Annotated in this window: 12 protein-coding genes; 1 reads left to right on the top strand and 11 read right to left on the bottom strand. The window is 55.6% G+C overall.

All coding sequences use genetic code 11. The features are described from left to right. Nucleotides 1-26 precede the first annotated feature (26 nt). The 9 genes from ACXADJ_RS03670 to ACXADJ_RS03630 form a co-directional block, all read right to left on the bottom strand. Complete coding sequence (locus ACXADJ_RS03670) at nt 27-2,507, bottom strand: efflux RND transporter permease subunit (RefSeq protein WP_475063216.1); 2,481 nt, start codon at nt 2,505-2,507, stop codon at nt 27-29. 2 nt (nt 2,508-2,509) lie between these two features. Then, entirely contained in the window at nt 2,510-3,757 is a 1,248-nt protein-coding gene (locus ACXADJ_RS03665; protein ID WP_475063214.1) for a YCF48-related protein, read from the bottom strand. Between the two features lie 237 nt (nt 3,758-3,994). Next, a complete protein-coding gene (locus ACXADJ_RS03660) occupies nt 3,995-5,368 on the bottom strand; it encodes a DUF1329 domain-containing protein (protein WP_475063212.1) in 1,374 nt (457 codons plus the stop codon). Nucleotides 5,369-5,478: 110 nt separating this feature from the next. Further along, on the bottom strand, nt 5,479-8,124 hold the full coding sequence (gene pepN / locus ACXADJ_RS03655) for an aminopeptidase N (RefSeq protein ID WP_475063210.1): 2,646 nt from the start codon (nt 8,122-8,124) through the stop codon (nt 5,479-5,481). An 86-nt stretch (nt 8,125-8,210) separates the two neighbouring features. Beyond that, the gene (locus tag ACXADJ_RS03650; RefSeq protein ID WP_475063208.1) at nt 8,211-9,083 is read right to left on the bottom strand and encodes a DUF2797 domain-containing protein; all 873 of its coding nucleotides are present in this window, start codon (nt 9,081-9,083) and stop codon (nt 8,211-8,213) included. Then, the gene (locus ACXADJ_RS03645) at nt 9,083-9,352 is read right to left on the bottom strand and encodes a YeaC family protein (RefSeq protein WP_245582679.1); all 270 of its coding nucleotides are present in this window, start codon (nt 9,350-9,352) and stop codon (nt 9,083-9,085) included. Before ACXADJ_RS03645 ends, ACXADJ_RS03650 begins: the two co-directional genes overlap by 1 nt. Continuing rightward, a complete protein-coding gene (locus ACXADJ_RS03640; RefSeq protein ID WP_475063205.1) occupies nt 9,349-10,422 on the bottom strand; it encodes a rhomboid family intramembrane serine protease in 1,074 nt (357 codons plus the stop codon). The genes ACXADJ_RS03645 and ACXADJ_RS03640 overlap by 4 nt, the downstream gene beginning before the upstream one ends. After that, nucleotides 10,422-11,378, bottom strand: a complete 957-nt coding sequence (locus ACXADJ_RS03635) for a metallophosphoesterase (protein ID WP_475063203.1) — start codon at nt 11,376-11,378, stop codon at nt 10,422-10,424. Before ACXADJ_RS03635 ends, ACXADJ_RS03640 begins: the two co-directional genes overlap by 1 nt. Before the next feature lie 2 nt (nt 11,379-11,380). Next, on the bottom strand, nt 11,381-12,265 hold the full coding sequence (locus tag ACXADJ_RS03630; RefSeq protein ID WP_475063201.1) for an NAD(+) kinase: 885 nt from the start codon (nt 12,263-12,265) through the stop codon (nt 11,381-11,383). A 128-nt stretch (nt 12,266-12,393) separates the two neighbouring features. Between ACXADJ_RS03630 and ACXADJ_RS03625 the strand changes: the two genes are divergently transcribed. Then, entirely contained in the window at nt 12,394-13,278 is an 885-nt protein-coding gene (locus ACXADJ_RS03625) for a DUF1853 family protein (RefSeq protein WP_475063199.1), read from the top strand. A 14-nt stretch (nt 13,279-13,292) separates the two neighbouring features. On the opposite strand, the gene ACXADJ_RS03620 is transcribed toward ACXADJ_RS03625, so the two are convergent. After that, nucleotides 13,293-14,357 (bottom strand): hypothetical protein, encoded by a 1,065-nt coding sequence (locus ACXADJ_RS03620; protein WP_475063196.1) that lies wholly within the window; start codon nt 14,355-14,357, stop codon nt 13,293-13,295. Further along, complete coding sequence (locus ACXADJ_RS03615; RefSeq protein ID WP_475063194.1) at nt 14,314-15,096, bottom strand: hypothetical protein; 783 nt, start codon at nt 15,094-15,096, stop codon at nt 14,314-14,316. Before ACXADJ_RS03615 ends, ACXADJ_RS03620 begins: the two co-directional genes overlap by 44 nt. Nucleotides 15,097-15,601: the final 505 nt, after the last annotated feature.

The following is a 15,601-nucleotide window of genomic DNA, read 5'->3' as shown; positions in this document are numbered from 1 at the left end:
GCTTTGAAAACAATTGTCGTCTCTTGTCAGACGGCCGGCGGCACATCCTCATGGGCTTTGGCATGACGCTGCTGCATCTTCGCCGGATTCAGCAGGATGCTGGCCAACGCAGGCAACAGAATCAAGGCGCCCAGCATGTTCCAGATAAACATAAAGGTCAGCAGGATGCCCATGTCGGCCTGGAACTTGATCGGCGACAGAATCCAGGTCGCCACACCAATGGCCAGGGTCACACCGGTGAAGCTCACCGCCTTACCGGTTGAGCGCAGGGTTTGCAGATAGGCATCCCGCAACGACAAACCACTGATGATCATGGCCTCGAGGCGGTTATAGATGTAAATACCGTAGTCGACACCAATTCCCACACCCAGCGCGATCACCGGCAAGGTAGCCACTTTCACGCCAATACCCAGCCAGGTCATCAAGGCCTGACCCAAAATAGAGGTCAACACCAGCGGCAGCAGAATACACGCCACAGCGGTCAGTGAGCGGAAGGTCAGCAAACACAGGCTGAACACCACCACGTACACAAAGATCAACATGGTGTCCTGAGCATCAGCAATCACCTGATTGGTCGCCGCCTCAATGCCCGCGTTACCCGACGCCAGCTGCAAACGTACCGGCGTCGCCTGAATATCTCCGGCGGCAATCGCGTCTTCAATCTGATCTGGCTTCATGCCGAAGTAGATATCATCAACCTGATCGTCGTACTGGGACTTGAAGGCCTCGACCGCATCTACCGCGGTTTGCAGGGTTTTGGCTTTATGGTCATTGAGGTAGATGATGACCGGCGTCATTGAGCAGTCGGAGTTGATCAGACCGGATGGCGCCCGTTGAATCGAGGTGTTCAATACCGTCTGGTTGCGCGACAGCGCGTACCATTTGAGGTTGCCCTCGTTCATTGCCTTGGTCACCAGCTTCGACACAGACACCAGCGAGGCAGTGGACTGCACACCCGGTACGTTGTCCATGTGCCACATAAAGCGGTCGAGCACATCCATTACTTTGAAGGTGTTACACATTTCCACCGGCGTTTCGGCCATCACCACCAGCACATCGGAACTGGTGGAGTAATGGGACACCATAAAGTCGTTATCAAGGTTGTAGCGAGAATCCGCACGCAGCTCTGGCGCGCCTTTGTCGAGGTCGCCAATTTGCAAATCGCGGCTGTAGTGCCAGCCAAACACACCCAGCAGTACCGCCAGCACCAAAGCGGCTACGCCCGCCTTACGTTCAGCAAATACACTCAGGCCACGCCAAACCGCCGGATCGGCCTGATCGGCTTTCTGCGCCTGCTTTACACCGGAAGGGCTGATGCCCAGGTAGGACATCACAATCGGCAGCAACACCAGATTGGTGACGATGATCATGGCCACCCCCACCGATGCAGCAACGGCCAGCTCCTGAATCACGCCGATATCAATAAACAGCAGGGTCAGGAATCCCATGGCGTCACTTAATAGCGCCAACATGCCTGGCACGTACAAGCCACGAAAGGCCTTACGAGCAGCCATGAGTTTGTCGTCACCGTGGCCTGAGTTAATGGCGATTCCATTGATGATCTGAACCCCGTGGCTGATGCCGATGGCAAACACCAGGAACGGCACCAGCACAGAATACAAATCGATGCTGAAGCCCATAATGGCCAGCGCACCCAACTGCCATACCACGGCGACCAACGACGCAACCACCGGCACAATGGTGCCTTTCCAACAACGGGAATACAGGTACAACAGCACCGCGGTCATGACCATGGCTGCGAGGAAGAAATACCCGATAGACACAGCACCATCCAGCAAATCGGCCAGTTTCTTTGGCGTGCCTGTGATGTAAATTTTAATGCTGTCGCTACCGTACTGGTCGCGGATTTTCTCTTCCAGCTGTTGACCCAGCTGCTGGTAATTCAGCTTCTCGCCGGTCTCCGGGTTCACTTCAACCAGTGGCACATTGATGATGGTAGAGCCAAAGTCGTTGGCCACCAGGCGTCCAACCTGACCGGATTTGAGGATGTTCTCCCGCACCTGATTAATGCTGCGCTGGCTGCCGTCATAGTCGGCCGGAATCACCGGGCCACCCTGAAAGCCCTCTTCGGTCACTTCCGTCCAGCGGGTGTTAGGTGTCCAGAGGGATTGCATGCCAGAGCGATCAACCCCCGGCAAGAAGAAGACGTCGTCGTTAATCTTGCTCAACGTCTTCAGGTAATCGTCATTGAAGATATCGCCATCGACCGCCGCTACCGCAACCTTGACGTTGGCAACGCCGCTTTTCATATCATCCTTGTGAGTCAGGTAATTCTGAATGTAGGGATGATTCAGCGGGATGTACTTTTCAATGCTGGAGTCCAGTCGAACCTGGGTCAGGCCCCAGGCAAACACCAGCGTCAATGCCGCCAGCACCAACAGCACCAGCGCACGACGATGAAAGAGGATGCGTTCCAGCATGGGTTCGGTTTGCGGCGACAGGATGTAGTGTTCCGGTTCGCTGGAATAGTGATGATTCTGACTCATGATCAATGCTCCTCTGAACCCAACAGCTGCGTGTTGGCCGAGGCTAGCGCTCCGTTTGCAGGCTCATTATTGCTGTTATTGTTATTCTGGTCGCGATACAGGCTGGCTGCCTGCTTGAGGTTACCGCTGGCGTCGATACGCTGTACGCCCGCTTCACCGACCACTACAAAACCGTCAGTGGTTGACGCAATGGCAGCCAGCCCCTTACGGCCCTTGACTGTCGCGACCTGCGCCGTCGTTGCATCACTCGCAGGCAACAGCACCAGCGTGCCGCCGTTGCCAACCAGTGCGATCTCGCCAGCGTTGCTGACAGTGGCACCAATCAGGGTATTCTCGTTGTCGATACTCAGCTCTTGCCAGTTCTGGCCAGCGTCTTCGGAACGGTACACATGGCCACGCAGCCCCATCAGCGTGAGTTCGTTGGCATTGCCAATGATCGCAAACAGCGAGCCTTCATACGGGCTTTCCAACCGTTGCCAGCTTTTGCCCTGATCGTCGGAGGTCAGCAGCAGGCCCATTTCACCCACAATAAACAAGCGACCGTAGGCACCTTGTTCAATGTCGTTCAGATGCGGACGTTGTGCCAAGGGCAGACGGGAGGTGAACTGGCGCCAGCTTTTGCCACCATCAGTGGTTTCAAAGGCCATGCCGTATGCGCCAACGGCATAACCGTGATCGGCGCTCAGAAACAGGGTATCGAGGAAAGGTTTGGTCGAGCCGATGTCGTAGTCATACTCGGCATCTTCCAGAGCAAAGGTTGCGTCTTCGACAGCGATTTCGGCGTCTTCAATAGCAATGTCATCGCCGCTGTCCTCAGCCAGCGCCAACGTATTTTCGGCGGCTGCCAGAAAGTGCTCGGATGCAGTAATCATGGCCTTGTTAGCTTGATGACCATCAAGTTGCAGCGTCCAGCTTTGGCCGCCATCAACACTGGCCAGAATCACGCCATCGTGACCGGTGGCCCAGCCATGGCGCTCGTCGGCAAAATCAACCGAAGTGAGCGTCACACTGACGGGAACACTGGCTTGCTGCCAGCTGGCGCCCTGGTCATCCGACCAGACGATATTGCCAAACGCGCCAACCGCCACCAACCGCTGCTTGCCTGCATGGGCGATGTCCAGCAGTAAGGCCTGATGGGCTTTGGTGGATGTCATTGCCGGGGTTTCCAGCGGATCTGACCATTGTGCCAACGCCAGACCCGGCAAAGCGCAGGTCAGGGTGCCGATCAGCAGTGCCCTGATTAAAGTCATCAAGAACTCCGTTATTATTGTCTGCCTCAGGCGCGGTCATAAGACGACCAGCAAAGCCCGGACTTTTGTGAGTTAATGGAACAGGTCTATATCCTTAAGGTTAGCTATAGTCTCACGTTGCCCCGGTTTTGCCAACACAACGGACCTGATCCGGCTCGGAACCAAATTTAATACATACGTTTGATTCAATGCGAGTTTTTGTTACCAAACCATCGCAAATGGCTCTGTTCCAGCAAACTACCAGCTGGTTCTCAGCAACCAACTGGCATCGTCATTGCGCACGTTCAGAATGCCCTGTAACGCCGTTCGCACCGCTGGAATACGATAGTCGCTGTAAAGGAACTGCAACCCCACTCGCTGCAAGCTGCCATCGTGGCCGTACAGATCGGCCATCACAATTTGCCAGCTGTCCTCATCCACATAATAGACCCGCTTACGGTATTGGTTATCGGCATTCTTGCGCAGCACGCCATCAACCACCCAAACCCGATGCAGCTCGAAACGCAGCTGCTGCCAATCCATCACCCCCTTGCCACTTTGCATGGTCTCAACAACGTCTTGTGACGGGTACTGGTTGTAAGGCACCAGAAGCATTCGTTTACCCAACAACGACCACAAGTAATCTCGTGGCAGTTCGCTGTAAAGACCAACCTCAGCACTACCAAGCATCCGGGTCTGCTCACTGACAGGCCAGGAACCGGCAATCGAGGCGTCCAGAATCGGCCGCCCCGCCTGCATGTAGAGTTGCTGCTTCCATATCAGAGGCGCATTCTGCTGTGGCTGCACCAGCTGCCACTGGCGCTGCATCAGGGATTGCAGCCGGGCGCTGTAGTGTCCCTGCTCGCCTTCACAGGCATGGCCACAGTGCTCAACGTCTTGCTGCCAGGGCCATCGTTCGGACACCTGCCATAACCAGGGCACCGAAGCTTCGCCATTTTGGCGCTGGCGCTCCAACAGGCCATGGTCATCTTGTGTGCCACGCCAGGCCAGCAGGTGATTCCAGATAATTTGCTCGCCGCGCTCGGGCTGCGGATAAGGTATGGCGCCGTGACCATACAGAAAACCACCCTGAGGCGATGATTCCAGCCGCACACGATTGCGGTAGGCCTGATCCAGAATGCGAAACGGCGCTGTCGCTGTGCGGTGAGAGGCGTATACCCGAATAGCTTGTTGGGGGTGATGCTGCAACCACAGACGCAGTCCGGTGCCGAGCCATTGCAGCTGCGATTCCGGGCTGCTGGCGGTCAGCAAGGCCAGTGGCGCTTCGGCCCGATACGGATTGATCAAATGGCCATTGAAGTCTGCTGGCGGAAACGACAAACCACCGCGCCACGGCGGCAATTTCTGCCATTCTGCAGTATTGGCTCCTGTTGTTTCCGCGTCCGCTCCGTCAACCACCACCCTTTCAGCATCCACTGGCTCAGCCCCCGCCCTTTCCGCACCGAAAGGCGTCAGGGACGCACCAAGCGCCGCTGCCGCGTTCAGCCGTTCAGACAATGCCTGATCAGACAGCCCAGCGGCTTGCGCATGAACCGGCGACAGCATGCCAGCCTGTAATAGCACCATTAGCGCCTTACCAGACGCAATGCAGCGCCAGCATCGTTGAAACAAAACAGCCGCCAGAAGCACAAGGCTTTGGCGGCTGTTTTGGCAGGCCGCAGGCCCAGGAGCCCGCGGTTTAGCCTGCATGGTCAATGCTTTGACCAGCTTTACCCCAACCATCAGGCCAGGGATTTGTTTACGACTTCGTACACATCCCGAGACAGATTTGGCTCGTCAGCAATGCGTTGCAGCTCGGCTTTCATCTTCTCAGACAGTTGCGGTACCAGACGTCCCCACTTGGTCAGCGGTGTAATCAGCCGCGAAGCTATCTGTGGGTTGGATGCGTTCAGACGAATGATGGCATCCGCCAACAAGGCATAACCGGAACCGTCGGTGGCATGGAAGTGACACAACGCCTGATTGGCGAAGGCACCCAGCACAGAGCGAATCTTGTTCGGGTTGCGCCAATCGTAGGCTTCGTGCTCCATCAATTGTTTCACGCGCTCAATGGTGCCGATTTCGGAAGAACCACACTGCACCGACAACCACTGGTTCACCACCAGCGGGTCTTGCTTCCACTGTTCGTAGAAGGCATCGAGGGTTTTCGGTGCCAGTTCGTCATCACCGCTGTTTACCAGCGCAACCATGGCCGCCATCTGGTCGGTCATGTTGTCGGTTTTACCGAACTGGCTAACGGCTTTGTTGACGCCCGCATCGGAAGCCAGGCTCCAGTAGCTCAGGGCGAGGTTTTTCAACGCTCGAGCGGCCATCTGTTTTGGCTCTGGCTGGTATTCCGCATCGGATTCCAGACGCTGGTAGCAAGCGGCAAATTCTTCGTTCAAGGCCATGGCAACGGCCAGACGAACGCGCTTGCGACCCAAATGAATCGCGTGAGGATCAACCTGGTCGCTGAATTCGGCAACATAGGCCTCGGATGGCAAGGTCAGCAAGTAGCTCACCATGGCCGGATCGAGGGATTCGTCGGCCAACAGCCCTGCCAGTACCTGACGGGCAGTTTCCGGCAACTCGAATTCACCTTCCTGAGCCTGCTGAATCCAGCCCAGCATCAGTTGCTGACCGGCGTCCCAGCGGTTGAAACCGTCGGAGTCGGTTTGCAGACGGAACAGCAATTCTTCTTCCGGCTGAATGAAGCGTACTTTCACCGGCGCCGAGAAATCACGGAACAGCGACAGTACCGGCTGTTCTTTCAGGCCAGAGAACACAAAGGTTTGCTCTTCTTCGGTGAAGTGCAGAACCTGACTGGCGTCGGTCCAGGTATCCAGACCCTGCGGGTTCTGCGCCGGGCTGACGTTCACCGCCATGTCATTACCTTCGGCATCGATCAGGCCCAGCTGCACCGGAATCCACATCGGTTTTTTGCCGCTCTGTCCCGGAGTATCCGGGCACTGCTGATGCAGGGTCAGATACAGCGCTTGCTCATCTTCGCGGTATTCAGCAGCGGCCGTCACAATTGGCGTACCGGCTTGCTTGTACCACAGTTTGAACTGGCTCAGGTCAACGCCATTGGCGTCTTCCATCGCAGCAACAAAGTCGTAGATGGTCACGGCCTGACCATCGTGGCGCTCGAAGTACAAGTCCGAGCCTTTGCGGAAACCGTCGGCACCGAGAATCTTGTGGATCATGCCCACAACCTCTGCGCCTTTTTCGTAAATGGTAACGGTATAAAAATTGGAGATTTCGATGAACGAGTCTGGCTGTACCGGGTGCGCCATCGGGCCGCCGTCTTCGGCAAACTGAACCGTACGCAGCAAGCGGGCATCTTCAATGCGCTTGACCGTCGCCGAGTTCATGTCAGCAGAGAAGCTGGCGTCACGGAATACCGTGAAACCTTCTTTCAGGCTCAACTGGAACCAGTCGCGACAGGTCACACGGTTGCCGGACCAGTTGTGGAAGTACTCATGGGCCACAATGGCTTCAATACGCTGGTACGCCGCGTCGGTCGCCGTTGCCGGGTTAGCCAGCACGCAAGAGGAGTTGAAGATGTTAAGACCCTTGTTCTCCATCGCCCCCATGTTGAAGTCATCTACAGCCACAATCATGAAGATATCGAGGTCGTATTCCCGGCCGTAGGTTTCTTCGTCCCAACGCATGGAGCGCTTGAGGGCATCCAGTGCGTAGTCGGTTTTGTCGATGTTCTGCGGCTCAACAAAGATCTGCAGTTTCACTTCACGACCGCTCATGGTCGTGAAGCTATCTTCCTTGCTGAGCAGGTCGCCGGCCACCAGTGCGAACAGGTACGCAGGCTTGCGATGTGGATCACTCCAGGTGACCTTGCGACGACCGTCTGCCAGGGTTTCGTCAGCAACGCAGTTACCGTTCGACAGCATCACCGGGTAACGGCTGCCATCGGCAATGATGTGGGTGGTGAATACCGACATCACATCCGGGCGGTCCAGATAATAGGTAATACGACGGAAGCCTTCGGCTTCACATTGGGTGCAGTACATGCCGCCGGAACGGTACAGACCTTCCAGCGCGGTGTTTTTGTCGGGCTGAATGCGGGTCACAATCGACAGCGTGTGCTGATCGGCCAGCCCGCCGATGGTGAGGGATTCGTCGCTGGTGCTGTAACGGCTGGCGTCCAACGCCTGACCGTCCAGCTCGACAGCAACCAATTCCAGTTCCTGACCGTGCAGGGTCAGTTCGCCCTGACTATCGACGGCACTGTTGGCTTCAAGTACCAGTACTGACGTCACCAGAGTCGCGTCGTCTTGCAGCTCAAACGTCAGCTCGGTGGTGTTGATCCAGTAGCCGGGCTGCTGGTAATCCGTCAGGTGAATGGTTTGCGGTTGAGCATCACGCATGGGAGGTTTCCTTATAACTGTTAGCCTGCTGATCGAGCCTGCCCGGGTAAAACTCATCAACCACCGGGCAGCTTGATGTTCGGGTATTATCCATTGTCCCCAAACAGGGAGACCCGATAGCTGGTGTATTTACGCAGGTTGATAACGCCGGTATCGAGCATCAGATACTGACCCTTGATGCCCATCAGACGTCCCTGCACGTCCGGATTTTTATCCAGATTATGGCTGGAAATCTTGGTTGGGTATTCCAGCACAGGGTAATGAAAAGTTTGCGACAGCGAATTGGTCGCGATCAAGGGTTCAATCGCTGGGCCGCTATCGTCATCGAACTGCTCTGAAATAGCACTCAGTTCCTGCTGATATTGCTCGAACAAAGCATCCCGCTGAGCGTTCAGGTCGATGATATCGGTTGTGCCCTTGAGCATGGTGCGCCAATTGGTTTTATCGGCAACGCTGCCGCGCAGCAGGTCTTCCACCAGCCCGGCAATACGACGGCTTTTTACCTTCGCAATGGCCATGCCTTGAATCGCCCCCTGATCAATCCAGCGGGTTGGCAGCTGGGTGGCCCGGGTGATGCCGACCTTCAGGCCGGATGAATTGGCCAGGTACACATAATGGGACTGAAAACACACACTCTCGGCCCACTCAGGCTCACGGCAGGTGCCCAGATGAAAATGGCACTTTTCCGGACTCATCATGCACGGATCGCACTGCGCCAGTTTGCTGAAGCAAGGGTAACAATGGCCCTGGCCAAAACTCTTTTTGGTTTTGCGCCCACAGCTGTTGCAGTGAATCTCACCATGCCAGTGCAAGTGAATCGACTGGCCCAGCAAATCGTTCATGGCAACGGTATGGTCACCCAATTGCAGCTGGTAGCTTACCTGACCGTCGTCTGTAGCACGTACCCGCATCTTGCTGACAGCACCAGCCGCCAGCGGTTGTTTCTCAGTCGTCAGCATTACTGGATGGTCAGCGGCTGAACATCGTCGTCATCACGGCCGATCTTGTCTACGTTGCCACTGGAACAGGCACCGGCGACAAAACCAACGCGCTGTTCCATCGGTACGTCGTGGGTCACTTCATAGTGCAGGATGGCTTCCAGACACAGTTCACGCTGACCGTCTTTCAGTGCCACACCGTTAGGCCACTTGCCCAGTGCCACCGCGTTCTTGAGATTTTCATAGACCTCTGGGGTCAGTGATTGGATCAGGTCTTCGAGTGTCATCATTCACCTCGGTCTTGTCTGTTGTCACGGGACGCTTCTTCGTCATCCCCTGTTGTATTCTTGCTGGCACGGCCACCAAAATCTTCAGTGTTGTTCTCAGCGCTCGGGTCAGAAACCGGTTTTGCTGCTTGAGAACCCCGGGTTTCTTGCCCGGACGGCTGCCCGGCTGACCGATTGGATTGCTGGCCGCCTTGTTGGCCGCTTTGTCGAGTCACCTGTCGGAGCGCATCGATCAATGCCCGATCACCGGCGGTCAGTGGCCATACCGCAGCCAACAACATGCCGGTAACCAAACCGCCCAAATGCGCAGCATTGGCAATGCCCGTCAAGCCAGGCACCAGACTCTCGCCAAACATCGTCAGCAGCAGCCAGCCCACCATAAAGGGCAGTAACATTTTAGGAATCGGGTACGGAATATGGCGCTGAAACTGCCGCCAGCCGACCCAGCCCATCAGGCCATAGGTAACGCCGGACATGCCACCAAAGCCCGGCCCCGCCGCCCACCACTGGGCCATATTGCCAGCCAGCGCGGTGATCAGAGCCAGCGCCAGTAGTTTGAGGCTGCCGTCCTGTTTTTCAATGCTGCGCCCCAGAATCCACCACCACATAGTGTTGAAAACCAGGTGCATCAGCGAAAAATGCAGCAGCGTCGGCTTGAGCCAATCAAGCAGGCCAATGTGCCAGTAGGCAACTGGATTGAATTTGTCTTGTGGCCACCAGTCCATGCCCGGACGAGCCCAGTCAAACCAGAAATCGCTGACACTCATGGCGCCAAAAACGCCCACAATCAGCAACGACACCAGCAGCGTCAGGGGAATGTATGTCAGCCCGAGAACAAAGCGGGTAACAACGGAAGGACCGTGCGCGGTATGAGCCGGTTGGCCCAGCTCGCCATTTCGCCACTGCTCCAACCAGATTCGCACCTGCTCGGCATCGTCAGGATTCGCCAGATACAGGTGCTGCTGCCCATCGACAGCAATCACCCGGTGGCCAATACGATTGGCCCATAAATGTTGGGTCAGCGGCGCCAGGTTAATGTCTGGAGGCGCGACCAAAACCAGCAGTGGTTGCATTAACGCTCTTTCTGTTCGACTCGAACCCAGGTGAACTTGCTGGGTTGCAGATGTTGTTCGGTATCCATGCGATAAGCCACCAAACGACCGTACTTGACGGCACTGTAATCCAGACAAGCCAGGTTCGGTTTGATCGGCGCAGGAATACCCGCCATCCAATAGTGACCAAAAAACAGCGGTTTTTCTTCCGGCCCGTAGAAAAGAAGTTGCTCTTTTTCTGCATCGGACAGTAACGAATGGTGCAAATCAGGTGGCAGCGGGTCCGGCTGGAATATCACATCGCTGTAGCGCTGCGGGTCACTTTCCCAGAAACGGGTGCGGAAAAACTGCCTCACAAAACCGTCTTTGGCCGTCATCGAGCGGCCTTCCGGCAATTTCAGCGAGGTGCCACGCAGGGATCGATCGAGGAAGCGATACAGGAAGGTGCTGGTATCAACCGACTCCACCAGCAAGTCACGGTCGAGCTGGTTGCCACCATAGCGAGCAATGTATTCATCAACCATCTGTTGGTCCCAGGCCGCATGGATCACCCGAAAGTGGTCATGCTCCAGAAACAACGGACGCTCAAGAAACCAGTCGAGCATCTCGTTCAGCTCGTGCGGGTGATTGGCGTATTGCTCCAGCGTGGCTTCAACAATGCGGGTATTGCGGCGAGTATGCTCTCGTAGATACGGCTGACGCATGCCCGCCGGGGCTTCAGTGCAGTAGGTGATCAAGTTGTATTCATGGTTACCCATGATCATCTCTGCTTCGCCCGCTTCCACCATGTCACGTACCACGTCACAAGCCAGACGGATGTTAGGCCCGCGATCGACGACGTCGCCAACATACACTACCTTTCGGTGCGGATGACGGTACACGCCGTGCTCTTTGCGGTACCCCATCTGTTCCAACAGCAGGATCAATGTTTGACCGCAGCCGTGGATATCCCCGATCAGGTCATATCCCTGATGCATAATCAGTCTCCGAGATTGCTGCTCCAGCCCAACTTGGTACGACAGATTTCGTAGAAGTTATGGCTCTTTGGATGGATCAGCTTCAGCTTGTGCGCCTTCTTCCGAATGGTCATAACGTCGCCCGGTGCACAAGGTATATGGGTCTGGCCATCACAACTGACGGTCGGGTAAATATCGAGATCACCATCAATATGGATCTTGATCTCGCTTTTGCCATCCACCACGATCGGGCGGCTGGACAAGGTATGCGGGAACATCGGCACCAATACCAGGGCATCCAGTTTTGGATGCATGATCGGGCCACCGCCAGACAGCGAATAAGCGGTCGAGCCCGTCGGGGTCGATACAATCAGGCCATCAGCGCGCAGGTTGTAGACGTATTGGCCTTCGATATAGAGGTCGAAGCCAATCATGCGAGCCGATTTACCCGGGTGCAAGACGACGTCGTTCAAGGCCGCAGCAGAACCAATCGGGTTACCATCCCGTTTGATTTCGGCGTCCAGCAGGAAACGCATTTCGCTGGTGTATTCGCCTTGCAATACCGCCATGACTTCATCGCACATATTGTCGTCCGGGCTGATGTCGGTCAGGAAGCCCAGTCGGCCACGGTTAATGCCCAGTACCGGAATATGATATTTGGCCAAGGCCCGGGCGGCCCCCAACAAACTGCCATCACCACCAACCACAATCACCAGATCGCAAATTTCACCCAGAAGATTCACCTTGCTGATCTGCATGTTGTGGCCTGGTATGACTTCAGCAATACGCTCATCGAGGATGACGTAGTAGCCCTCGTCGGTCAGGAAACGGGCAAGGCGTTTGACCGTTTCCACTACCTTGTTACTGTTCAGTCGTCCAATAATGCCGATATTGCGAAACTCTTCCATCACCTTACCCAGTCATCGTTGTCTATGGCGCTTTGCACGGATGCTTGCACGGTGCCGCTTCAGTTGTCACTCTGGCAGCACTCTTTATTAACGGGGCGATTTATAACACAGCGCCCAACAAAAGGCTTGTGACCAAACTCATGGACACCTTGCAGGAAACCTTCTTCAAACTGCCAGAGAAGTCATTACGTGATCTGGTGTGGGCTGTCAGCTCACCCGCACTGCTGGACACCTCATGGTCGCCGGCACAGCCGCTCTGGCTTGACGAACTGTTGCTTCAGGCTGGCCCCAGGAAACACTGGCAGCTCCCTGCCGAAAGCCCCCACTCCCGTCTCGGACTGGTGTTCGAACAGCTGTGGCAAAGCTGGCTGCAAGAGCAACACATTGCGCTTGCAGCCAATCTGCAAATCGCTTCCACCGAACGCACGCTAGGTGAGCTGGATCTGCTGTTGAAACTGCCCCAACAGCCGTTGCATCTGGAGCTGGCGATGAAGTTCTACCTTGGCCACAACGATGAGTGGATCGGCCCTAACCGGCGGGATTTGCTGGCCAATAAAATTGCTCATACCCGTGACCATCAACTGCCACTGGCACATACCGAAGCCGCTCAAACGGCGATTGCTGACCTTGGCTTTTCAAACACGGATGCCTTACGCTCCGAGGCGCTGATGCGTGGCTGTCTGTTTCACCCGGTAGATACCAACATCAAGGCGGCACTGCCGCTGGAGGTTAACCCACATCACTGGCGGGGATGGTGGTGCCATGCTCACCAGTTGGCCGAGCAGGTCAACCATGGAGACTGGATCATTCTGGCCAAGGACCAATGGCTGTCTCCGGCGTTATCACCGGTAAAGGCCAGTGCTGATGAGCTGGTCTGTCTGGTAGTACGTCATTTCGACTGCCTCACGGTGCCGTTGAGCATCGCTCGGGTGGAACGTACCGAATTTGGTTGGGCAGAGGTTGAGCGGGCCATGGTGGTCAACGACCAATGGCCGCAGGCCTTCCCCAAATAGCGTCTCAACAACAGTCATTCAGCCATACATTCGAGCCCTATCCCGCGACGCCCTTGCAGGCCTCCGCCATGAATCAATAACGGCGGTCGAGCCTGTACTGGCCCTTTTTGTACTGACGCCTGCCTGTGGTGTTGCAGTAACGCCTTCAGGAGAGGCAGACCATATACAGGGTCCAGTACCAACCCCAGCGAATCCAGCTTTTCCAGCAAGGGTTTGGCCTGCTTTCGAGCCTTGCCAAAACCACCTTGTTGCGACGCATGCAAGTGCCAGTTTTGCTTGTCCCTCTGGCCTTGCCATAGATTTGTCCAGCAGTTCTGTAAGTGTTCAGCCAACTGCCCGTTATCCTGCACCGTATTCAATACATGCAGGGCGCACTCTCTCGGCAAAGACGGCATCAGCTGTCCAGCGGTTGTGCCACTACCGGCAGCCATCCAGACAGACTCATACCCCTGGCATTGCTGTCCCAGCCATTGAAAAGCGGTCATACCCGGCCGGCTAACAGCAGGGTCTGCTTTAACCGCCAAAGCACCACCTTCGCCAATAAAATAGCCATCACAGTGATTGCGCCAGTGTTCCTGAAATTCGGCACCGTAACGATGCCGATACGATTGTTTATCCAGAAACACCAACGTCATTCCCCATCGCTTGCAATCTTCCAGCATGGGGGTGAGTGGCAGGTGCTCATAACCCCGCACCAAACCGGTAACCGGAATCCCCAGCCGCCGTGCCAGCCAGGCGCAGGCGTGTAAATGATTCGACCAGCAGCCGCCCGGCGTCACCCAGCCATTCCGGCCGGATTGCTGCCAACGGGGAATATGATCCAGCAACTTGAAAATCTTGTTGCCCTGCAAGACCGGGTGAATCTGATCAAGCCTGAGTACGTCCACACGGAACGATTGCACCACATTTTCACAGAACGGCTGTGCCATATGCTCACGATCAAGTAACGCATTCACAAGTTCAGCAGGCAGCTGATGGGATTCAATCACTGCCGACGTACAAAGCGCCAGCAGCTCATTGACGACAGATTCGGGGTCAGTACTTGCGCTTGGCGTCTTCGTCGCCGTTGGGGATGCCATGTGGATCTTCTTCCGGAGTTTCACTTTCCATGGCCTGCGACAGCTTGTCTTGTTTGGCAACGCCGCCATTGAACAGCGCGGTGTTGCGCTGGGCCAATTCGCGGATTTTGTCATTTTTTTCCGGGAAGGTCAGATCCGATTCAATCAGCATCTTGCGCGCTGCCTTGTAATAATTGCCCGCGCTCATCACGTCATCCCGGTCGGCTGCCAGATCACCCTGATGGCTGAAGGTTTCGACCTCCAGAATCAGCATCAATAATTTGAGGTGCCGGCGATACTCCTCCAGGTTGCCTTTGGTTATTACTCGACGCTTCACCATGCTGGTCAGGGATTGCATCACCACGGCAACCTGACGTTTGGCGTAATTGATCTCGCGGTCGCTGTTGAACAGTTCGCGGACTTCCCTGTCTTCGGCATCCACCCGCTGGCGCAGCTCGTCAAAATCGATTTCCGGGAAGGGGTCTTCTTCATCCTTTTCCTTCGGGCCCGGCCAAATCTCGTGGGCTTTTTGAATCAGTTCTTCGACACGATCAATGATCAGCGGCGGAATCTCGCGTCCCTGATCAATGTTCAGCAGCAGCTCCACCGCTTCTCTTAGCTCGGCAGTCTTGTTGATGATCAAACGGGTCTGGATGCGCTGAGACTGTTTTTTCTGCTGATTACGGCCGTAATACACCATACCCGCCATGATTGAGGCGATGGGCAAGGCGATAGCAATAACCAAAGCGATGGCTGACATGGCAAACGAATCTCCCGTGATTTACCACAATATTCTGCGACAGCAATTTCCGCTTCTGAAAAGTCTAGCAACATATATAGAAGCTGCTCTCGAAGCTGTTTTGATACAGTTCCCGAAATGAACACTCCACAACCCGCCACGACGGCGTTCAGCACTGGTTATATTGCCGCCGGATCGCGCCTGTCAGCCCCTGTTCATGCCCCACAAATGGGCAATCAAACCGCCCCCAAATTGACGATTTCCGAGAACAAATAGCACGATGAAGTCAAGAAGAAACTCGCATCAGGCTTGACCAACCCCTATGCTGCCCCTATAAATGTCGCGATATAACCGTTGTATAGGGGACATCTATTTCATCCGGTGCAGTCTCTGGGCTGCCGGATGGTGTCGAATCACGAAGCCGACTTGCAGGCCTGACGGGTCAAGTCTAAAGTCGGCGACACAGAGTCGAGATCATCCGGCAGCCCCCGCAGGGCGCGGGTTACCGCCGCCCAGTGCAGTGTTG

It is taken from the genome of Oceanobacter sp. ABM4_470, assembly GCF_056158645.1.
This window is presented reverse-complemented; position numbering and strand designations above follow the sequence as displayed.

What these genes read in the sequence shown, in the direction of transcription:
- ACXADJ_RS03670 (WP_475063216.1), bottom strand. Translation starts at nt 2,507, where the DNA reads ATGAGTCAGAATCATCACTATTCCAGCGAACCGGAACACTACATCCTG.
- ACXADJ_RS03665 (WP_475063214.1), bottom strand. Translation starts at nt 3,757, where the DNA reads ATGACTTTAATCAGGGCACTGCTGATCGGCACCCTGACCTGCGCTTTG.
- pepN (WP_475063210.1), bottom strand. Translation starts at nt 8,124, where the DNA reads ATGCGTGATGCTCAACCGCAAACCATTCACCTGACGGATTACCAGCAG.
- ACXADJ_RS03650 (WP_475063208.1), bottom strand. Translation starts at nt 9,083, where the DNA reads ATGCTGACGACTGAGAAACAACCGCTGGCGGCTGGTGCTGTCAGCAAG.
- ACXADJ_RS03645 (WP_245582679.1), bottom strand. Translation starts at nt 9,352, where the DNA reads ATGATGACACTCGAAGACCTGATCCAATCACTGACCCCAGAGGTCTAT.
- ACXADJ_RS03640 (WP_475063205.1), bottom strand. Translation starts at nt 10,422, where the DNA reads ATGCAACCACTGCTGGTTTTGGTCGCGCCTCCAGACATTAACCTGGCG.
- ACXADJ_RS03635 (WP_475063203.1), bottom strand. Translation starts at nt 11,378, where the DNA reads ATGCATCAGGGATATGACCTGATCGGGGATATCCACGGCTGCGGTCAA.
- ACXADJ_RS03630 (WP_475063201.1), bottom strand. Translation starts at nt 12,265, where the DNA reads ATGGAAGAGTTTCGCAATATCGGCATTATTGGACGACTGAACAGTAAC.
- ACXADJ_RS03620 (WP_475063196.1), bottom strand. Translation starts at nt 14,357, where the DNA reads ATGGCATCCCCAACGGCGACGAAGACGCCAAGCGCAAGTACTGACCCC.
- ACXADJ_RS03615 (WP_475063194.1), bottom strand. Translation starts at nt 15,096, where the DNA reads ATGTCAGCCATCGCTTTGGTTATTGCTATCGCCTTGCCCATCGCCTCA.